The organism is Escherichia sp. 94.0001 (assembly GCF_013369155.2).
In the GTDB taxonomy this organism is placed as follows: Bacteria; Pseudomonadota; Gammaproteobacteria; order Enterobacterales; family Enterobacteriaceae; genus Escherichia; species Escherichia coli_F.
Genome location: NZ_JABWMS020000077.1, coordinates 1 through 20,796, shown reverse-complemented (window position 1 = coordinate 20,796; position 20,796 = coordinate 1). Strand labels below are relative to the sequence as shown.

The 20,796-nt window shown below is 51.7% G+C and carries 18 protein-coding genes and 2 pseudogenes; 6 read left to right on the top strand and 14 right to left on the bottom strand.

Annotation, left to right across the window (positions count from 1 at the left end; all coding sequences use genetic code 11):
* A pseudogene (locus HEN33_RS26190) lies at positions 1-363 on the top strand (hypothetical protein); the annotation flags it as partial.
* A 255-nt stretch (positions 364-618) separates the two neighbouring features.
* Here HEN33_RS26190 and HEN33_RS21855 read toward each other — a convergent pair.
* Positions 619-1,518, bottom strand: a complete 900-nt coding sequence (locus tag HEN33_RS21855) for a LysR family transcriptional regulator (protein ID WP_039021680.1) — start codon at positions 1,516-1,518, stop codon at positions 619-621.
* Positions 1,519-1,616: 98 nt separating this feature from the next.
* On the opposite strand from HEN33_RS21855, the gene HEN33_RS21850 reads away from it, so the two are divergent.
* A complete protein-coding gene (locus tag HEN33_RS21850; protein WP_176263744.1) occupies positions 1,617-2,339 on the top strand; it encodes an SDR family oxidoreductase in 723 nt (240 codons plus the stop codon).
* A 163-nt stretch (positions 2,340-2,502) separates the two neighbouring features.
* Complete coding sequence (locus HEN33_RS21845; protein WP_024166197.1) at positions 2,503-2,781, top strand: hypothetical protein; 279 nt, start codon at positions 2,503-2,505, stop codon at positions 2,779-2,781.
* A 412-nt stretch (positions 2,782-3,193) separates the two neighbouring features.
* Here the strand turns inward: HEN33_RS21845 and ykgR are convergent.
* Positions 3,194-3,262: pseudogene (ykgR, locus tag HEN33_RS26975) on the bottom strand (small membrane protein YkgR); the annotation flags it as partial.
* A gap of 229 nt (positions 3,263-3,491) precedes the next feature.
* Positions 3,492-4,376, bottom strand: coding sequence for a LysR family transcriptional regulator (locus HEN33_RS21840; RefSeq protein ID WP_001119037.1), 885 nt, complete (start codon positions 4,374-4,376; stop codon positions 3,492-3,494).
* A 265-nt stretch (positions 4,377-4,641) separates the two neighbouring features.
* Between HEN33_RS21840 and HEN33_RS21835 the strand changes: the two genes are divergently transcribed.
* A complete protein-coding gene (locus HEN33_RS21835; RefSeq protein ID WP_176263746.1) occupies positions 4,642-5,700 on the top strand; it encodes an alpha/beta hydrolase in 1,059 nt (352 codons plus the stop codon).
* A 141-nt stretch (positions 5,701-5,841) separates the two neighbouring features.
* Positions 5,842-6,969: an MFS transporter gene (locus tag HEN33_RS21830; RefSeq protein WP_176263745.1), complete on the top strand. Its 1,128-nt coding sequence runs from the start codon at positions 5,842-5,844 to the stop codon at positions 6,967-6,969.
* 178 nt (positions 6,970-7,147) lie between these two features.
* Here HEN33_RS21830 and paoD read toward each other — a convergent pair whose 3' ends face one another.
* Genes paoD through paoA form a run of 4 tightly spaced genes read right to left on the bottom strand, consistent with a single transcriptional unit; the run spans position 7,148 to position 11,951 of the window.
* A complete protein-coding gene (gene paoD / locus HEN33_RS21825; protein WP_176263743.1) occupies positions 7,148-8,104 on the bottom strand; it encodes a molybdenum cofactor insertion chaperone PaoD in 957 nt (318 codons plus the stop codon).
* A gap of 9 nt (positions 8,105-8,113) precedes the next feature.
* The gene (paoC, locus tag HEN33_RS21820; protein WP_176263742.1) at positions 8,114-10,312 is read right to left on the bottom strand and encodes an aldehyde oxidoreductase molybdenum-binding subunit PaoC; all 2,199 of its coding nucleotides are present in this window, start codon (positions 10,310-10,312) and stop codon (positions 8,114-8,116) included.
* A complete protein-coding gene (gene paoB / locus HEN33_RS21815; protein ID WP_000643332.1) occupies positions 10,309-11,265 on the bottom strand; it encodes an aldehyde oxidoreductase FAD-binding subunit PaoB in 957 nt (318 codons plus the stop codon). The genes paoC and paoB overlap by 4 nt, the downstream gene beginning before the upstream one ends.
* Complete coding sequence (paoA, locus tag HEN33_RS21810) at positions 11,262-11,951, bottom strand: aldehyde dehydrogenase iron-sulfur subunit PaoA (RefSeq protein WP_000070682.1); 690 nt, start codon at positions 11,949-11,951, stop codon at positions 11,262-11,264. Before paoA ends, paoB begins: the two co-directional genes overlap by 4 nt.
* 406 nt (positions 11,952-12,357) lie before the next feature.
* On the opposite strand from paoA, the gene HEN33_RS21805 reads away from it, so the two are divergent.
* A complete protein-coding gene (locus tag HEN33_RS21805; RefSeq protein WP_001019920.1) occupies positions 12,358-12,972 on the top strand; it encodes a YagU family protein in 615 nt (204 codons plus the stop codon).
* Positions 12,973-13,220: 248 nt separating this feature from the next.
* Here the strand turns inward: HEN33_RS21805 and HEN33_RS21800 are convergent, their stop codons facing one another.
* From HEN33_RS21800 to ecpR, 7 genes are all read right to left on the bottom strand, one after another.
* Positions 13,221-13,550 (bottom strand): YkgJ family cysteine cluster protein, encoded by a 330-nt coding sequence (locus tag HEN33_RS21800; protein ID WP_001303809.1) that lies wholly within the window; start codon positions 13,548-13,550, stop codon positions 13,221-13,223.
* A gap of 313 nt (positions 13,551-13,863) precedes the next feature.
* Positions 13,864-14,574: a fimbrial chaperone EcpE gene (gene ecpE / locus HEN33_RS21795; RefSeq protein ID WP_105277146.1), complete on the bottom strand. Its 711-nt coding sequence runs from the start codon at positions 14,572-14,574 to the stop codon at positions 13,864-13,866.
* On the bottom strand, positions 14,543-16,186 hold the full coding sequence (gene ecpD, locus HEN33_RS21790; RefSeq protein WP_176263741.1) for a fimbrial adhesin EcpD: 1,644 nt from the start codon (positions 16,184-16,186) through the stop codon (positions 14,543-14,545). The genes ecpE and ecpD overlap by 32 nt, the downstream gene beginning before the upstream one ends.
* On the bottom strand, positions 16,176-18,701 hold the full coding sequence (gene ecpC / locus HEN33_RS21785) for a fimbrial usher EcpC (RefSeq protein WP_176263740.1): 2,526 nt from the start codon (positions 18,699-18,701) through the stop codon (positions 16,176-16,178). The genes ecpD and ecpC overlap by 11 nt, the downstream gene beginning before the upstream one ends.
* A gap of 25 nt (positions 18,702-18,726) precedes the next feature.
* On the bottom strand, positions 18,727-19,395 hold the full coding sequence (gene ecpB / locus HEN33_RS21780; protein WP_176263739.1) for a fimbrial chaperone EcpB: 669 nt from the start codon (positions 19,393-19,395) through the stop codon (positions 18,727-18,729).
* 57 nt (positions 19,396-19,452) lie between these two features.
* Positions 19,453-20,040, bottom strand: a complete 588-nt coding sequence (gene ecpA / locus HEN33_RS21775; RefSeq protein WP_000730972.1) for a common pilus major fimbrillin subunit EcpA — start codon at positions 20,038-20,040, stop codon at positions 19,453-19,455.
* Between the two features lie 74 nt (positions 20,041-20,114).
* Positions 20,115-20,657: an ECP biosynthesis operon DNA-binding transcriptional regulator EcpR gene (gene ecpR / locus HEN33_RS21770; protein WP_024166199.1), complete on the bottom strand. Its 543-nt coding sequence runs from the start codon at positions 20,655-20,657 to the stop codon at positions 20,115-20,117.
* Positions 20,658-20,796: the final 139 nt, after the last annotated feature.

The window sequence follows — 20,796 nt, the reverse complement described above, 5'->3', positions numbered from 1 at the left end:
TCATTGCACACTTTTGTTATAGTAAATCTTAAAGATAAACTTTTTGATTCGGAAGCATATAAAAAGAATTATATAGATTTCAAAAGTCAGGAGATTAGAAATTTTACTGATGATATGATTAAGGCATCTGAATACTATGCTCCTTTGAATGTTCTATCTGTCTTCCTTAACGTTTCGATATGGTTATCGATTATTACAGCTGTTATACAGTTTACACTTGGCTTTTATGATAACTCATATACAGCTCTATTTTGTATGTACCTTGCTCTTTTGACAGTCCTCTTCCTCCTTAACTGCCTGATACTTATACGCTGTAACATTAAGGTTTGGCTGACACTTGAGCAGAAAAATAAACCTAAATAAGCTATGCCCCTACCATTTAGGCATGGACTAAGTAGGGGCACATTTGGGGGCATGTGAATAAATTCAACATAGAAAGTCGTTTTATTTCAATTGATTGTGGTTGTTTTTTGTTCCTATTATCGGCACCATTTAAATCAATAAGTTACCTCACATTCAATTACACCACGTTTTCCTCCTGTGCCGTATTTGTGCCATTGTAACCCTGGCAATTTCTCAAAATACTGTTCTGACATCAGGCAGTGCAGGTGCAGACATTTAAGCCAATTGCTGCCGCCATTCCTTGACGTGGTCAATCAGGGCGCGGAGCTTTGGTGCAATATTGCGACGCTGTGGGAAATACAGATAGAAGCCCGGAAATTGTGGAAGAAAGTCATCAAGCAGCGATACAAGCTTACCGCTTTCAATATATGGCCTGAACGTTTCCTGAGTGGCAATTGTTATTCCTCCGCCGGCAAGAGCCAGCCTCAACATCAGACGCAGATCATTCGTCGTAATCTGCGGTTCAATCGCAAGGTCGAAAGCTCTACCGTTTTCTTCAAATGGCCAGCGATAAGGCGCAACCTCCGGGGACTGACGCCAGCCGATACACTTATGATTCACAAGTTCGCGCGGATGAACAGGTGTGCTGTTGGCTGCGAGATAGGAGGGAGAGGCAACGACCATTTCACGCTGCTTACCGGTAAGGGGAACAGCAATCATGTCTTTTTCAATGACCTCTCCGAGCCTTACGCCAGCATCGTAACCTGCGGCAACGATATCGAATTCCTCATCCGTGACAACAATATCAAGCGTAACGGCTGGATTGGCAGCTGCAAACGAAGCGATTAGCGGACCTGAAAGAAATTCTTCTGCTATCGACGTCACCGCGATTCTGAGATGTCCACGTGGTACATGGTCAGAGACCATCTCTTCGAACGCTGCCTCAATACCGGATAAAGGTAATGACAACGATTTATGCAGCCGTTCTCCCGTTTCCGTCAAATTAACTGAGCGCGTGGTCCGCATTACAAGCATTGTCCCGAATGCATCTTCAAGACGTCTTATTCCCTGACTGACCGCTGAACGGGTAACGCCCAGTCGTGCGGCGGCTTTACTGAAATTACTCTCTTCTGCTACCGCGATAAAAATGGGTAAAAGATTAAGATCGATTTTCATTGTTTAATGCCGCTAACCATTGAGTACATTGAAAGCAGGATACTGGAACCAATCATAAAGTTCTATTATCTCTCCGAACACATTTGAAGGAGAACGTAATGGATAAGGTCATATTAATCACCGGCGCATCAAGTGGTATTGGGGAAGGTATTGCCAGAGAGCTGGGAACGACAGGTGCAAAGGTTTTACTGGGAGCACGCAGACTTGAGCGTATCGAAGCCATTGCAAAAGAAATCTGCCGCGCAGGAGGAATTGCTAAAGCGCGGGAGTTGGATGTCACAGACCGACAGTCCATGGCAGATTTCGTGCAAGCAGCGCTGGATAGCTGGGGGCGGGTTGATGTTCTTATCAATAATGCGGGCGTTATGCCGCTTTCACCGCTTGCAGCAGGAAAACAAAATGAATGGGAGCTCACTATTGACGTGAATATCAAAGGCGTACTTTGGGGAATTGGCGCTGTACTTCCGGTGATGGAAGCACAGGGTTCCGGTCAGATAATCAATCTTGGTTCTATTGGTGCCCTTTCTGTTGTGCCCACAGGCGCAGTCTATTGCGCATCAAAATTTGCAGTACGGGTTATTTCTGATGGCTTACGGCAGGAAAGCTTGAAAATCCGTGTGACCTGCGTAAATCCTGGGGTTGTAGAAAGTGAACTGGCTTCAACCATTACCCATGTGGAAACCATGAAGTCAATGAACGCCTACCGTTCTGTTGCACTTCAACCCGCGGATATTGCCCGTGCTGTAAGGCATATTATTGAATCTCCCGAAAGCGTTGATACAACCGAAATTACCATCAGACCTACTGCATCTGCAAACTGAAGAATAACTTTTATATTCACGTTTTATTAAATAGGTCGGGAGGAAAATTTATATCCACCTGTTTTGCATAGCAAGATGCATTATGTATTGCTCACCCCGAATGAGATGAAGGTTTAATTACAGAAGGAGTATTTTCTCTTGGAGTAAATATGACTCATGTTTAATACCTATGTATATAAAACTCACCCTCTCAATTGTCAGGAGAATTAACGTGAATACTATCTGTTCTTTAATTGTTGTGGTTACACTGTCTTTATTATCATTCAGTAGCGTCGCCAAAACGATTACTGCCGTCGGTTCAACCATTAACAGCACTGAAAAAGAAATTTCTTTACAGGCAGAAAAACAAGGGAAATCATATAAAATTCTGGGCGCGTTTTTTAAGAACAGAGTTTATATGATAGCAAAGTTAACACCAGTCAGTAAAAATGATGCTTCATAAGGCTCATGGTATAATTTGTAAGACATGATCAAGAAGCACGTCTATTGACTCAAAATTGTCATTTGTCAGGCAATGGAATACCTGACAAATGACGCTATCCCAATCTATTGTACCAGTCGTTCTGCTAATTCTACCGATACTTCGGTCTGGAGTGGTAGAGTAATATTGGACACAGTTTTATTTTCTCTCTTTTTCGAGGGATGTATATGATCAGGAAGAATACATCCCTAAGCGGTTAATGCTGGCGTAATCAATAGACCAGCATTAATCACAGATGATTACCAATCAGACAGAAATGGTTAAATCGTCGAATTCATATTTAATACGTTTTCTTACGCCGCTGAACAACTTGAAAAGCAGGAAAAGGATGCATATTTTAAATATCAGTGAAGTGAACGGTTTATTGCCGTTATTAATAGAGATGGAGGAATAAATACGCGTATTCTACTATTGCAACAAAAACAACGATATTGATCGGTTTTCATAATGAAGTAACCTGACAGATATAAAAATGTTGATTGAGGCTAAATTCCCGGATGAAGGTTGTCGAGGGAGCCAGGTACTTTTTTCTTATGGGTGATCTCCATTACTGGATAGTCCCCTTGTACAGATAAGACCGCTCTTTCTCGCTCAAAGCGGCCCCTGGAATTGAACGCAGAATGACTACCTGACACAATATTGCACAGTGAAGAGTAGGTCGTTGTTAACGTTCAGATTTTCAATGTATCAATGACCATCCGCAGGGCGGGAGAGACGTTGCGATGGGGATAATAGAGAAATAATCCTTCCATTCGCAGGCTGTAACGCTGTAATACCCTGATAAGCTTACCGTGTTCTAAATCATCGGCGACCAATTCAACAGGGACATAGGCTAATCCGAGGCCCAGTCGGGCGGCTTCTGCTTCCATATAGCTGTCGGATAGGGCCCATTGCCCTTCAGGGCGATGAGTGATTTTTTTATCATCCTGATTGAGTTCCCACTGGTATACGCTGCCGTCGGCAAACTGATAGGCGATACAGGGATGCGCCTTTAAATCCGCCGGGGTTTGCGGAAAACCATAGCGACGAAAATGTTCCGGAGTCCCCACAATTGCCATCTCCATATCGGGCGTGATGCGTACCGCGACCATACCCTGACCGACTTCAGGCCCCAGGCGGACACCAGCATCGAATCTTTCCTCGATGATATCGACGAACCGGCTCTCATTTATCAGTTCAAGCCGGATATCAGGATATCGCTGTTTAAATACCGCCAGCTTTGGCAGCAGGCATTTATCAATCGCGTGCTGGCTGGCATTGATACGCACCGTGCCGGAGGGCGTCTCTCGATAGTGCGCCAGTGTGGCAAGCCCAAGATCTAACATTTCAAATCCAGATGCCGTCTTCTGGTAGAGCTGCTCGCCTGCTTGCGTCAGCGACAGTTTACGCGTGGTGCGCACCAGCAGCTGGACGCCGAGCCTTTCTTCAAGCTCGCGAACAGAACGGCTGACTCCTGACTGAGCAAGACCCAGCCGCTGAGCCGCTGCGGTAAAGCTGCCTTCCCGCACCACCTGCATAAACAGGTACAGCTCGTTGTAGTTCTCCCTTTTCGCCATTGAAACATCCCCCCCTTCATGCCGGCAATCTCCGCATTAATTTATAACAATATGGTATTAATCTTAGCATTAATCGCCCCCTAATCAGCACTAATTCTGCTCACTATAATGACCCCATCAAAGTAAAGCACCGCAGTGTTGTCCGTCGGAAACCTGTATCTCTCTGTTGTTTTTTATGGGGATTTTTATGAAAGCCTTCACCCGAACGCTAAAAACCGCGATGCCGACCATGCTGCTTTTCGCATCATTAAGTGGAGTCACGACAATGAGTTATGCTGATTCAACCAATCCTAATGCCCCTGTGTCCATGACAGATAAATGGGATAAAACGTTCGCCGAGAGCCAGAAAGTCGATCACCGTAAAGTCTCGTTCCCGAACCGATATGGCATCACCTTAGTGGGCGATCTTTACCTGCCTAAAGACCGTGGCGATCGCAAGCTGGCGGCGATTGCGGTCAGTGGGCCATTTGGCGCGGTGAAAGAGCAATCCAGCGGCTTGTATGCGCAGACGCTGGCGGAACGAGGGTTTGTTACCCTGGCGTTCGATTCTTCTTACACCGGGGAAAGCGGCGGCTATCCGCGAAACGTCGCCTCACCGGATATCAACACTGAAGATTTCAGCGCGGCGGTGGATTTCTTAGGGCTGCAAAAAGAGGTAGATCGCAACCGTATCGGGCTGCTCGGTATTTGTGGCTGGGGCGGCATGGCGCTGAACGACGTGGCGATGGATACCCGCGTTAAAGCGGTTGCTACCAGCGTGATGTATGACATGAGCCGGGCGATGGGCCATGGTGTGGGGGATGGCGAAGACCGTTATTCTACCGCCGACCGTCGTGCTGTTCTGCAATATCTGAATGAACAGCGCTGGAAGGATGCGCAGAGCGGAACGTTCGCTCACGGTGGTCATGATATTAATGTCGATAGCAATGGCAAGGTCAGTGCGGGCGAGCGCATTCTGCCAGAAACGCTGCCGGCAAATCCTCATTCGGTACTGAAAGAGTTCTTTGACTACTATCGCATGCCGCGCGGCTTCCACGAACGTTCCGTTAACTCTACCGGGGCGTGGACGGCAACGATGCCGCTGTCATTTATGAATATGCCGCTGTTGAGTTACGCCAGTGAAATCACCATTCCGACGCTGATTGTGACCGGTGAGAAAGCACATTCACGCTATTTTGCTGAAGATGCTTACAAGGCGGTTGGCAGTAAAGATAAAGAGCTGGTGGTGGTACCAGGGGCAAATCACGTGGACCTGTACGATAACGTGGCCGGAAAAATACCTTTCGCGAAGTTCGAACAATTTTTCCAGACCAAACTGAAATAAAACCTCTCCTGAATTGATGCAAAGCCACCGGCCATAGGCTGGTGGCTTTTATCCTGGCCTTCGTGAAATTTCACTATGTCGACGCTAAACCAAACACCATCACCTCATCATCAGCGCGCATACTGGGGCGGTATTTTTGCCATGACCCTGTGCGTGTTTGTGCTGATTGCTTCTGAATTTATGCCCGTCAGCCTGCTCACGCCGATTACCCGCGATTTAGGCGTGACGGAGGGGCTGGCAGGGCAGGGGATTGCTATCTCCGGCGCGCTGGCGGTTCTGACCAGCCTGACGCTTTCAACGCTAGCAGGAAAGATGAATCGTAAATTCCTGCTGCTGGGAATGACGGTTCTGATGGCCGTATCGGGGCTTATTATTGCGCTGGCTTCCAGTTATCTGATGTATATGATCGGTCGCGCGATGATTGGTGTGGCGATTGGCGGATTCTGGTCGATGTCTGCGGCAACGGCGATTCGTCTGGTGCCGCAGCAACAGGTCACGCGTGCGCTGGCGATTTTCAATGCCGGTAATGCGCTGGCGACGGTCGTGGCCGCACCGCTGGGAAGCTATCTGGGGGCTACGGTCGGATGGCGAGGCGCTTTCTTGTGCCTGGTGCCCATGGCGGTTGTCGCCTTTATCTGGCAGTGCATCAGCCTGCCCAGTATGGATGCGAATAAAAGCCACACGTCATTTGGCACGGTATTCCGCTTATTTAGCCGCCGCATGGTTGTGGTCGGCATGATAGCTTGTGGCCTGTTTTTCATGGGGCAGTTTGCGCTATTCACCTATGTGCGCCCGTTTCTGGAGTCGGTGACACGGGTTAATTCCTCAGGCTTGTCGTTGATTTTGCTGATTATCGGCGTGGCCGGTTTTATTGGCACGCTGGTTGTTTCGGCATTTCTCAACAGAAAATTCTACCCCACGCTGATGGCCATACCCGGACTTATGGCCGTCATTGCTATCGGTCTGATGCTTATCGGGCATCACGTCTGGACGGTCTCGCTGCTGTTAGGACTCTGGGGCATGCTGGCCACCGCCGCGCCAACCGGATGGTGGACATGGATTGCGCGTACGTTGCCTGACAACGCCGAAGCCGGAGGCGGGCTCATGGTCGCGGTGATTCAGCTCGCCATCGCCCTTGGATCAACGGCAGGAGGCATTGTGTTTGACCGCCTTGGCTGGCAGAGCACGTTTGCTATGAGTAGCGTGCTGCTCCTTTGCGCTGGCGTACTGACCTTTGTTACCGCACGCCAGAAGGCCGGTGCGCTTTAGTCCGGCGAGGGCGCGCGTTGCTGAATAAGTTACACAAGGCGATGAGCGCCCACTATGGGTTGGGCGCTCTTTTAAACGATTTAGGTGATTTTCTAAAACGGCTACTGCAGATTTTTCTCTTAATTTATGGTATTTCCCCCAGAGGCGAGAAAGCGCTCTCCACGCCCGGCCGCAAGGATCACGACGACGGGGGCAGGCATGAATCCTCCTCCTGATGGAGACGTACAGAAGCGACTTCTGCCAGCACGGAGAGTGCCAGAGTATGCGCATCCCGGGCTTTGGGGAATATCCCGATGGGTGCCCGGATTTGCGCTGTCTCCTCCCTGGACCATCCTAGCTCGTGGAGCTTTTGCAGACGTAACGTGTGGGTTCGATAGCTGCCCAATGCGCCGAGATAAAAGGGTTTTGCCTCTCGCGCGGCCTGCAACACTGGCAGCTCCCGGTTGAGATCATGGCACAGCAAAATGACCGCCGTATCGGTATCGATCTGAGCGCTGGTTGAGGCCGGAAAAAGATCGAAGATATGGCTGTCATAGCCTGTGGCTGCTGCAAGACTCGCGGTTGCCTGCGCCTCAAGAGAACGTCCGTAAATCATCAGCCTGACGCATGGCCTGAACCCCACCTCAAAGCCATTGAGATTCCAGCCCGTTCGGGTTTGCGTGGGCAGGCACACCAGCGATTGAGCTTGCGGATCGTAGCGCAGACCCGCCGGTTTTCTCTGTTCCAGGCGGTTCAGCACGGCGAGCAGAGGCTGTGCCGAGCGTAGTTTATGGAGCGTCAGCGTGATCCCACCGCCGCAGGGCAGAACGATGTCAAACCACGGCGAACCTTCGCCATAGCGAATTTCGCGATCGCAGCCTGAGCCCATCACCTCCAGCGCTTCAAAAGCGGCAGCGGCCTCCACGCAGCCGCCAGAGACAAAACCGCAGTAACGACCATCTTCGCGCACCACCATCTGTGCTCCGAGCGGGCGCGCCGCGCCGCCGCGTATCTTCACCAGCGTCACCAGCACCGCTCCTTTACAGGACATTAGCGCCTCTACGGCGAAGCGCAGAATGGTCCGGTGGTCATCGGTGAGAAACGCCTGCTCTGGCTTATGCCAGTGCTCGTCTTTGTCAAAAAGCGAGTATGACATTGTTCCTCCTTAAACCACATCCGGCAGTTTATCGAGCAGCTTATCCAGAGTGATGGGATAATCCCGTACCCGAATACCGGTGGCGTTATACACCGCGTTGGCGATAGCCGCGCTCACGCCGCACAGGCCCAGCTCACCGACACCTTTGGCCTTCATCGGGGAGGAGATGGGGTCGGTATCATCCAGGAAAATCACCTCCTGTTTTGGGATATCCGCATGAACCGGCACCTCATACCCCGCCATATCGTGATTAACGAAGTAGCCCAAACGGTCATCTACCGCCAGCTCCTCCATCAGTGCCGCGCCCATGCCCATAGTCATCGCGCCAATGACCTGGCTGCGTGCAGTTTTCGGATTCAGAATGCGCCCCGCTGCGCACACGGCGAGCATACGCCGGACCCGAACTTCTCCCGTCGCGCTATGCACGCCGACCTCCACAAAATGCCCGGCAAAGGTCGATTGCTGGTACTCCTTGCTGAGAGTGCCGAACTCAATGCTCTCTTCCGCTGTCAGTCTGCCGCCTGCGGTGGCCTCATGTAGCGTGGCGCTTCGGGTACCGTTGGTAATCTTGCCGTCGGCAAACCGCGACTGCTCAGGATCAAACCCGACCGCCGAGGCAATCATTTCGCGAAGTTTCACACAGGCGGCGTAAACGCCGGAGGTGGAGGTATTCGCGCCCCATTGTCCACCAGAACCCGCAGAAACCGGGAAACTGGAATCGCCGAGGTGAACCGCAACCTGCTCCAGCGGTACGCCAAGCATTTCCGCTGCCGTCTGGGCCAGAATGGTGTAGCTGCCGGTGCCAATGTCGGTCATGTCCGTTTCTACGGTAACGGTGCCATTTTGTTCGAGGTGAACCCGAGCACCCGATTTTTCCAGCAGATTATTGCGAAAGCCCGCCGCAACACCGTGGCCGACTAGCCACTCCCCGTCGCGCACCTGTCCGGGTGTGGCGTTGCGCTGCTTCCAGCCAAATTTATCCGCTCCGGTGCGCAAGCACTCGATAAGCTGACGGCGAGAGAAGCGGCGCGTCGGGTCGGCGGGGTCAACCTGAGTGTCATTCAGGATGCGAAACTCGACGGGATCGATGCCCGCTTTTTCCGCCAGTTCGTCGATCGCGATTTCGAGCGCCATCAGACCGGGGGCTTCGCCGGGCGCACGCATGGCGTTCCCTTCCGGCAAATCAAGCGCGGCGAGCCGCAGGCCGGTATGACGGTTTGCCCCTGCGTAGAGTAATTCGCTTTGCTGTACCGCCGTTTCCGGCGTGCCGCCGGGCAGGTTTCCGGACCAGCTTTCATGTGAGATAGCGGTGATTTTCCCGCTCTGGTCGGCACCGATACGCAGGTGCTGAAGGGTGGCGGGGCGGTGCGTGGTGTTATTGGGAATAGTGGGGCGGGGGAGCATCACTTTAACCGGACGTTTCACCGCACGGGCGGCGAGGGCCGCCAGCAGCGCATCGCTTCTCAGGAATAGCTTGCCGCCAAACCCTCCGCCGATATACGGGGAGATAATACGCACATTCTCCACGGGCACTTTCAGCGTTTTTGCCAGATCGGTGCGGCACCAGTCAATCATCTGATTTGAGGTCCAGAGGGTAAGCTTATTTCCATCCCAGACGGCCATCGAGGCATGCGGCTCCATCGCCATATGGCTCTGGTCCGGGGTCGTGTATGTAGCATCAATTTTCACCGCAGCGGAGGTGAAAGCCCCGTCAAAGTCACCAACGTTTTTATCGGGCGTGTCTTCCGGCGGCTGACTGACGGCCTGTTTCTCGTCCGCCAGGGAGTAAGCTCCTTTATTACGGCGATAGTGCGCCTGCACCAGCGAGGCCGCCGCTCGCGCCTGTTCGAAGGTCTCGGCCACTACCAGCGCAATGGCCTGATGATAGTGCTCAATAGTGGGGCCGCCTAACAGCCTGGCGGTGTTTTTGTCGCCTTTGCCGAGTGCCCCAGCGTTACTGGCGGTAATGACAGCCAGTACGCCCGGCGCTTTTTGCGCGGCGTCCGTATCAAGGGCGGTGAGGCGTCCTTTGGCAATGGCGGAACCGACGATATAGCCATAGGCGGCGTTGGGGGCTTCTTCATGCCATTCGTAGGCGTAGCGTGCCGTGCCGGTAGTTTTCAGCGGTCCGTCGATGCGGTCATGGGGACGACCGACAACCTTCAGCTGATCGATCGGGTTTTCCCCTGCGGGTTTATCAAATTTCATGCCTGTGCCCTCGCTTCAGCCAGTACGGAGGCAAGCGTTCGCTTCGCCAACAGGAGTTTAAAGGTATTTTCAGCGGTGGGATGGGCGCTGGCGAACAGCGCGTCATACACGGCCTGCGCCCCCTGGGATAGCTGAGCATCCGCAGCCTCAATGCGCCAGGGCTTATGTGCTACTCCGCCCAGCGCGACGCGCCCGCTGCCGTCAGGCTGAATAATCGCCGCGACCGATACCAGGGCAAAGGCGTAGGAGGCGCGATCGCGCACCTTGCGGTAGATATGTTTTCCGCCGAGCGGCGGAGGTAACGTCACCGCAACGATAAGCTCACCGGGAAGCAGGGCGGTTTCAATGTGCGGCGTTTTCCCCGGTGGGTGATAAAAATCAGCCAGTGTGATACTGCGAGTTTTTCCCTCCGGCGTGATGGTTTCCACCACCGCATCCAGCAACCGCATTGCGACCGCCATATCGCTCGGATGGGTGGCAATGCAGGCTTCGCTTACGCCTACCACCGCGTGCTGACGGCTAAAGCCTTCAAGTGCCGCGCAGCCGCTCCCGGGCAGGCGCTTATTGCAGGGCTGATTGGTGTCGTAAAAATAGGGGCAGCGCGTGCGCTGGAGCAGATTACCTGCGGTGGTTGCCTGATTACGTAACTGACCAGACGCGCCAGCGAGCAGAGCGCGGGAGAGTACCGCGTAATCACGACGCACGCGCTCGTGAGCCGCCAGGTCGGTGTTCCGTACCAGTGCGCCGATGCGCAGCCCACCCGCGTCGGTCACTTCAATCTTATCGAGCCCGAGCCCGTTCACATCGATAAGGTGGGTTGGCGTTTCAATTTCCAGCTTCATCAGGTCCAGCAGATTGGTCCCGCCAGCGATAAATTTTGCGCCGGGTACGCGCTGAGCGCTAAGTGCCGCCTCGGCAGGGGTGTTCACACGTTCATAGGTAAACGCCTTCATGATTTTATCTCCCCCGCAGCGTCTTCAATGGCGGCAAGGATGTTAGCGTATGCACCACAGCGACAGATGTTGCCGCTCATACGTTCACGGATCTCATCGGCAGTTCTTTCTGGAGGGGAAACCAAATCGACCGTGACGTGACTGGGAATGCCGTCCTGAATCTCTTTTAGCACCGCTACTGATGAGCAAATTTGCCCGGAGGTGCAGTAGCCGCACTGGAAGCCATCATGCTTGATAAAGGCCGCCTGCATGGGGTGAAGATTCTCTGGTGAACCCAGGCCTTCAATGGTGGTGATCTCGGCCCCCTGATGCATGACTGCCAGCGTCAGGCAGGCATTAAGCCTGCGACCATTGACCAGTACGGTACAGGCTCCGCACTGTCCGTGATCGCAACCTTTCTTGGTACCGATCAGATGCAGATTTTCACGCAAAGCGTCCAGTAGCGTGGTTCGGGTATCCACCTCAAGCTGCTCGGTTTTGCCGTTCACCTTAAGTGTCAGGGGCATTATCTCTGGCGCGGGTGTAGCTGCCGGAACGCTTGCCGCAAGCGTAGAATGAGGATAAACCACGGCGGTCGCCGCCGTTGCGGCGCTCACTTTAATCAGATCGCGACGGGTCAAACTAAAATCATGCGGCTCGTGCTTCCCAACCCGATTATCTTCGGGGTATTCGCCTTGGTTGCTCATACCAGGCCTCCGGTATTCTAAAGGGGAAAATAAGAGTGCGTTGCGAGAGTGTTGATGCTTTTTTAAACGTTAAGCATAGTCGGTGAGAGCAGGAGGATTATTCTTAAAACGCGAATGCAGCTATGAGCCCGGCTAATTAATTCATATTCGCCGATGACGGGAGCTAGTTTATTGCTTTAGTTGTGCGATGCAAAAACCGATAAGGAAACCTGTGATTGTCAGCTCTGCATCACCCTGCAAATCCTTGTCACTTATAACAAAAAAATATGGAGAAATAATGGAGCTTATATTAATTGGCGATTAGGTAACCATGTGGTTATACAAAACAATACAGTTCTTTACATTTATCTTGTTTTATGAATACTCCTGAAGAGGTGTACAACATAATGAAACAAACAGGGTAAATATGAATATATTTGAACAAACTCCACCGAACCGCAGACGTTATGGTCTTGCTGCATTCATTGGGCTAATTGCTGGCGTTGTTTCCGCATTTGTGAAGTGGGGGGCTGAAGTTCCATTGCCGCCACGTAGCCCGGTGGATATGTTTAATGCAGCGTGTGGCCCGGAATCATTAATCAGGGCTGCAGGCCAAATTGATTGCTCCCGTAACTTTCTCAATCCTCCGTATATTTTTCTTCGGGATTGGCTGGGGCTGACAGATCCCAATGCGGCTGTTTATACCTTTGCCGGGCATGTCTTTAACTGGGTTGGTGTTACGCACATTATCTTTTCGATAGTGTTTGCTGTCGGTTATTGTGTGGTCGCTGAAGTATTTCCAAAAATTAAACTCTGGCAGGGCTTACTGGCAGGTGCTTTAGCCCAACTTTTTGTTCATATGATTTCATTCCCTCTCATGGGACTGACGCCACCTCTGTTTGATCTCCCGTGGTATGAGAATGTTTCTGAAATTTTTGGACATTTAGTCTGGTTCTGGTCCATTGAAATTATTCGCAGAGATTTACGAAACAGAATTACTCATGAGCCAGACCCTGAGATCCCTTTAGGCTCAAACAGATAATGCATTGAATGATAAAAATGGCGCAAATACAGCGCCATTTTTATAGGTTAAAAACATTGTTTTTAACTTTCTGATGCAGATAGCCAGTGAGTACATCGCGCTACTTCAGGATGCTGTAGATCCGGAGAACACTATAGAGGAAGAGGCATTGTTGCTGGCAGATGGAAGAAGTTACGGGTTTTGTTATCCCTGAAAAACGAAGCCCCACGATTATAGCTGGCGGGGCAGTGCAATTAATTATTGCATATTTATAACGGTGTCAGCCCGTATTTAGCTCTTGCACGATTGCAAGCCTCATTGACGACTCCGTTCTCACCAGACATGGCGAATTCTCTGCACGTGGACGATCGATTTTTATATATCGTGCAGCAGGCATTTTTGCCCGGTGTTCCTGCAAGGGCAATACATCGGGGGTTTTTCTGATTGGTACCGCTCATGCATCGGTGAAAAGGGGATATTTGTTCAGTGAGCCTGGCGGGAATGGTACCGCCAGCATCGTCGGCTTCGGCCCAGTAAAAAGAGACGCGGAAAAATGCACAACAGGCACCACACGTCATGCATGGATTCAGATTGCTCATAATTCACCAGTACAGCTATAAATCGTAAAGAGAACAGCGGTACATCGTATGTAAGAACGTACCGCGGTTGGCTGGGGAACTTTCGATAGTGTGAGTATTGAATGATTTCCAGCCGTTACCGATTTTACGTACTAATTCGTGAAGAAACCACTCGTTAGCAGGCTGCCTGGCACTTTTCCGTGTCTCCTGAACACTATGGTGTACATATGAGAAAGCCCATCATTACAGGTGACATTGACGATCGCTTCCACATCATTTAAACGATTATTTGAGTCTCTGAGGTGGAATTCTTCCCTCGTCCGATGGATAAGTCTTAGTCCGCCGAAGGGGGCTTAGCAGGACAGGAATCGCTAATCTTAATGAATTTGTCGTTATAGACCAGATAATGATTCCCCGGTTGACGTAACGCAGGCTGATGAACTACGTCTCCCGGACGTAGATACCAGGCGTCGCCTTCCTCTTCGGTCGAATCACATCCTGGTTTAATCAGTAGCTTAAACCACGTGTTGCCGGTGTTACTTACCGTTCCTGTCACCTGGTCGAAGGACCATTTAAACTGAACCTGACGAGGTCGTACTACCAGAATGGTATCCATCACCACCACCGGCTCTGTGCTGACCTCACCGCCGGTTGGGCTGCGTCTTGTCTGGTTGCGAGTGGGGACCTCGCGGAATGAGACCCGGTAGTAGCGCTCGCGGTTATCCTGTGGACCATGATAGTAAAATTTAAAATACTCGCTCTCACCAGCCTGCAACGCCAGCTGGCGGGGAGCGAAAAGCAGTTCACCATCCACCGGTCGAGTGCGCAATTCACTGCTGCCTGGACTATCGATGGCACTGATGGCAATACGGTATATCCGCGCGCTTTTGTTGTTATTCACTACACGTTTGCTGACAAAGTCAGTCTCGGACGGCAGTGAAAAAGTCAGATTGCCGACCGAAATCGCCTGTGTCAAAGGTGTCGCCAGCATACAGACCACTGTCAGCAGGGCCTTAGTTAATGTTACGCCATGTCGCCTGAACATGAATCTCTCCTGAAGCGCTAACTTCGCCAAACCAGCCGTTATCATCTATCGTCCGCAGCGAAATGGCGTTATCCATTGGAATCGAAAATTTGACAGTGGTCTTATCCATCTGCCCCACTTCGCCAGAGATATCAGTCCACGGTGTGGTTAGCCACAGCGCATCGGTCATATCCCGCCAGCTATCATCGCACCCGGCATCGTAGGTTTTTGTAGCTCCGTTGCGGGTAATAAAGGAAAGCGTCGCCGGGAACGGTACTTTCGCCTTACCGTCATCGGAGCTGAAGACACAATAGGAGCGTCCGCCAATCACCTGCGCGGGTCCGGTCACCTTGATCAGCACTTCGTCGGCAGCTGTTTTACCGCTGGTGGTTACGATATAGCCGAAATCGAGTGCCGGTTCGCCGCTGCCGACATATCCCTCTCGCGACGGTGTCTGAGTATATTCATCGGAGATAATACTGATGCTGAAATCACGGGGTTTGATAATCAGCGTGTTGGAGGTAGAAAATTCATACCAGCCAGACTCCGGTGATGTGGTGTTCTGAAAGCGAAAGTTGAATAGATCTTTGGTGTTGATATCGCTGATCCCCAGGTTCACCATCTGCTTAAAGAAGTTGCTCGAGAAGAAAACATAGATCGAGTCTGCGCTCTTCATCTCGTTGAAGGTGTAGTAATAGGCGGTATTGCTCACCGGTTTCCATGAACTGCCATTCAGACTGAACTGCATATCGTACGCCCCGACGGCCGAGGCCAACGACGAGTTGGCGATCGCCGGGAAGATATGGATTGAGGTGTTGCTGAGCCCGTTTGTTTGCAGGGTATAGTTAACCATCTTACAACTTAATCCTGAACGGCTGCCGATGGTTTGCGTCCGGCAGTCGGCGTTCCCTTCGCCCAGAGTCGGTACTCCGTCGCTGTTGATAAATACCTCCGCCAGCGAGTGGGTATTTATCAACCGCAAATTTGCTGCTTTCGTATGGGTGACGTTGCGAACATACCAGTTGCCGGAGGCCTGATCCTTACAGCGCGCGCCGCTGCTGGCGTCATAGTTCACTGAGGTTTGGCAGGCATTGATGGTCATCGTAAAGCTGCTGCCGACGGGCATTTGTTGCATATACTGGTAAAACGCGTCTGACAACATGCCGTGCATCCACTTCGCGCCGCCGCTGGTCACCGTCGCGCCATAAAATCCACTGGCGTCGGTGGTTTGCGGCAGGATAAGACTAGTGGTCATATTACACCCTGCGTACCAGTTGATGCAGCGCAAGCCAGTTAAAGGAGATGAAACCGGCGAATTTTCCAGCCACATATCAAACTTCCAGTTGGTATAAAGGCCGGTGTTGTAACCGTTATCAATGTAGCCGAGGCTTTGTTGATAGATGGTTCCTGAGCCAGTGTATTTTAAACCGGTCCAGCGGTTGGCACCGGTCAGGCGCGGATCCAGCGCCCCGCCAGGCGTGACGAAAAAGTTGTCGTCTGAGTTGTTTTCGACAAACACAAACTCGCGTGCCGGTGCATCCGCCCAGATTGTTTTGCTCACTGCAGCTCTGAGCGCGGTTGCTGGCCAGAATAGCGCAAAGATTATCATCGCTATCAGTAGGTTAACTCTCATTCTCTTCTCCTGTCTGCGTCACCGCCGCCCACGATGAGAGGCCGCTGCAGACCACATCACCGACCCAGACGGCACCGCGCGCCTGGTTGAGTTCCAGTGCCACTTCGCAGGTTTTATTGCCACTGTAGCGAAAATCGATAGTGGGGTATTTCTTATCCACGTCCATGACAAACTCGCCGTTTTCATCGGTTCGGGTTCGGCCGATATGGTTGTTAATCCGTGCGTTAGCCAGCAGTGTGCCGTCTTCTGCACGGATACGACCGGAGACGGTAACCATCTGCTTCACCTCTGGCTCAATGACGGCGACATTGCCTGGATAGAGGGTCAGATGGCTTTTGCGGCCGCTGACGATATCGTAGCTGTCGAGTGAGTTTTTGCTGTTCTGTAACTCCACCTCATATCTTCCATAGGGAGAGAGCGGGAGATAGTTACGCTTGCCGTTAAGCGGGAAAATCCGCCCGTTGATTTTGGCGCTGATCTGACCGTCGTCCTCCAGCCCGGTGTTGAATATCACCCCAGCGTTGCCATCAGTCCGCCCGCTGGCAGCGATGTTTTTACCCTGCCAGCCGACGCTGCCATTGGCGGTCAAGTTGGTATTGACGTAGCCGTCCGCCGCGCTATTGACGTTCAGCGTTCCGCTGGCGTAACGAGCGTCGAACTGTGCATACGCCCCACCGCTGAGGGTTTTGTCATCACCGGTATCGCCGGAGATGGCTCGTGACAGATTGGCACCAACAGTGCGAATGGTCCCTTCATCAAACTGTTTGCGTGCTGACAGGTTTGCCATGGTGTAGCCGTTTTGATGGGTCATCCCTGCGCTAAACCAGTTGCCCAGTGGTAGCGAGAGATCGAGAGCGATATATTTCCCTGTATTGGCGTTGCTGTCGCCGTTGTTATAGCGCTGAATACCGGCTCGCAGGCCAAGCGAACCAAAGGTACCGCTGTAGACATTTTGATAGTAATCTGCCGTGTAATAATGGCTGTTGTAACGGCGGTCATCATTGTAGCTGATGCTGAATGTGCCCAGCTTCGACCACAGTGAGTTCAGGTTGAGTGTGCCGCCGATTGCACGGTTGTCGGCATCGCTACGTCGCAATTGATTGCCAATGCGGGTTTTTTCCTGATTAACCCATAGCGAACTAAAGCCTCCCGGTAGAGTGGCGCTGATGCTGCCGATGCTGCTCCATGAGCTGTCACTGGCCAGCATATTTTGCAGGTTAACGTTGATCGCCCCCCCAAGCGGCAGCGTCAGACGGGTTTCACCCACGGCCTGATTATCGTATCCATATCCCGTTGCCGCCCAGCTAAGCGTACTCAGTGAGCCGGAGCTCGAGGCACCTGCTAGCCAGCTATCTTTAGCTGGTCGCGTCTTTTTCCCGTTTTCCGACCAGCGATCCATATGAAAGTTACCGCCCCATATTTGCCACGCCAGTGGCGCACCGACGCCGCGCCCCCGGCTAAACAGCTTATTGACCCGCTGGGTGCGTTTGCTAATCACGCGACCGTTAACGATGACCTCAACTTCCACATCGTAAATACCGTACGGTAGACCCCGGGTATCCACTTCATGATTGCCCATGGTGAAGTTCTGAACGCTTAGTAGCCGCCCATCACGGGTGAGATGTACTTCGCCCGCCGCCGGTAAAAAGGCGATCACTGGCGTGGCCGACTGGCTGCTGTCGAAGATGGTGGAGCTGGCCTGGTTTCCCCAGGAAAGGCCGTAAATCTTCCCTGCTGAAATGGCGGTCATCGGCCCTAAGGACTGCAAGTTCCAGGTGTCGAGCATTCCACCGGCAAATCGGTGACCAGCAAAATCGCGTTCATACATCGCTTTATATAATTCACTGTCCTGTTGACCGCTACCGATCCCATACAGCGAGCCGTCGAGTACCACATGATGTTCGCGCAGTGCTGTCACGTTATTTAGCGACAGATAGCTGGATGTATTGTTCCCGCCGTTACGCAACTGGTTGTTATAGATGCCGAAGTTATAGCTCAGGTTACTGCTGAGGGTGTTAACACTGGATTGCCCGATGTCTTCGCTACGTGAGCGTAGTACGGTGCCCAGTGCTTCGCGCTTGACCACCAGCTGCAGCAGCAGTTGGCGCAAGCTGAGATCCAACTGCGCGTTGTCAGTCAGGGGGATGGTAAGGGCCTCATTGAACGGGGTGTTCGCCAGATCCATCAGCTGCTGTCGAGTTTGTTCGCTGACACTGGCGTTATCTTCACTCTCTTCCAGCTGTATTTTCCGGATGCGTAACTGTCCATCATCCAACCAGATAAAAGCGCTGCCGATTCGCTGATCGTCCTGGCGACCCTGGCTACCGGCGAGATGAATATAGAGCGGGATGCTCATGCCGTCCTGAAGCGCCTGACTGAAGGCCTGCGGAATAATCACCCCACCTATTTGCTGCGCGCTTATGTCAGCAGCGCTGGCATCGGGCTGAACGAACAAAAAGACCATGCCGAAGGCAAACTGGGCTTTCAGTCCTGGGGAGAACCGTCGTAAAGGCATTGTCGTTATCCATCTGCACAGCTATCTATTTCACGGGAATGAACTTATCACCCTGCCAAAGTGCAACCCGTCCTTTGTTATCCGCAGTGTCCACGCGGGTAAAACGACGCGACTTGCCCGGCATCAGGTAGTAGTTCTCTTTACACTCCTTACCATTGGCGGCTTTCAGGCAGGGGCCGTAGGCGAGGATCCGCAGCGTCGCATTTCCTGTATTTGTCAGGGAGCCGTTGGCGTACTGAAAGCGGTAGTTCGCCTGGCGGGGGGCGACGACCAGAATGGTGCCGATGCGGGCGGAAGCAGTGGCTACAGCGCTGCGGTTGGCATTATCGCGCTGCGCATCACTGAGGGCCTGATCAAACCAGACAATGCGGTAGTAGCGCTCTTTTTCATCTACTGGTCCCTTATAGAAGAAGCGGATCACTTCGCTGGCTTGGGCGGGTAGCAGCAAGCTGGCGGGAGTGAGTAGCAACTCATCCGGCTTGTCCATTGCGATAACCTGCCCGTCGTCAAGCGGTGAAGAGAGCCGTTCGAGACGGATATTGATGAGGCGACCAGTGTCGGTACTGTTTTTGATTGTTTTGCTCAGCGTGCTGCTGTCACTGTTCATAAACGATGATATATCGCCGACATCCAGCGCCTGGGCCGGAGATATTCCGGCAAACAGCAGAGCGAGAGGCAGAAGGTGCTTTTTCATAACAATTCCGTCCAGGAATAAAGCAGGGGGGCTACCCCTGCTGGTACATCAGAGAGATTAACTGGTCCAGGTCGCGTCGAACTGTACGCTAACGTCGCCGCTCCAGATGCCTTCCGGTAGAGTGCTGTAATCGGTTACTGCGGTGGTACCATTGGTGGTACCGCTGATGATGGAGAAGGTGAAACCATCCTGTGCGGTGGTACGATTGCTGGCATTGTAACCGTTAGCCAGCGGGCTAAGGTTGCCGCCCAGTACGCCGTTGGCGGTATCGATCATCACGGTATCGCCAGTTTTTTCGACTGCCGCGCCGTTATAATCCACGCCCACATTCAGTGTGGAACCTGAGGTATCCAACTGGGTTAAGGTGTTGGTGATAAGACGTGAGGTCAGTTTAAAGGCGGTAGCCGTTGAGTCACCCTCGATAGCCACGTCAAATAGACCTTTCTGTGAGTTAAAGCCTTTAATGCCTTCGGCATACTGGAACGCCAGGCTACCGAGTGGCGTCACCACCAGTTTACTGGTGGTGTCTTTTTTGGCTGTTGCCGACCATGTCGCTACAGCCTGAGCTGTTACGTCAGCAGCCTGCGCCACACCCATGCCGGTAAACACCGTTACCAGAGCTATTGCCAGAACCTTTTTTTTCATTGCTTTTCTTCCCGAGTTAAATTGAGGACATGATGTCCCTGTGAGTCATTTTTTAAAACTAACTTGCCTGGAGTTTACGGAACCAACTTATATATTTTTGAGTACAGCTTGGCCTCAGCATTACGCCGATGGGTATACACTGTCTTCACACTACAATTTTCAATTCTGGCAATCGATTTAGGCAGCATTCCCTGGGCCGTCATGCGGATAATTTCCATTTCCCGGTCAGTGATTTTATCTTTCTTAATATCTTTTTTGAGAAACCTGCCATTAATCACATAGGCCAATTCGTTTCTAATATCACGACTCAGCCCAGCGTATACCACGCCCCTAATATTGCTGTTGTAATACCAATAATTTGCTAAGGCTTCTGACTTTCTGGCCGCAATCAATACGACCTGTTTCCCCTTTACCGCGGATAACCATTCGTTATCACGGTTTATAAACTCAGTTAAAGAATCCGTATTGAGATTGATAAACACGAAATCTTTTCTAATTTTCTCCAGCGATAGATAAATTAATCTGTCGATATCCACAATCAGTTCAGAGAGTCCTTTATAGAAGTAGGCGTCATGGGGAGACCAGATGTATTTATCAGAACGGTTTTGATATTCCATATGGTTTTTAACCTCATAGTCCCTGCTGTAATCATTTTGCCATGTCACTACTTTCCAAACCTGTAATTTTTACAGGTACATTCAGTGTTGTTAGTAAATCGGAAGTAAATAAGATACGTAGCACATATCAATATAGGTT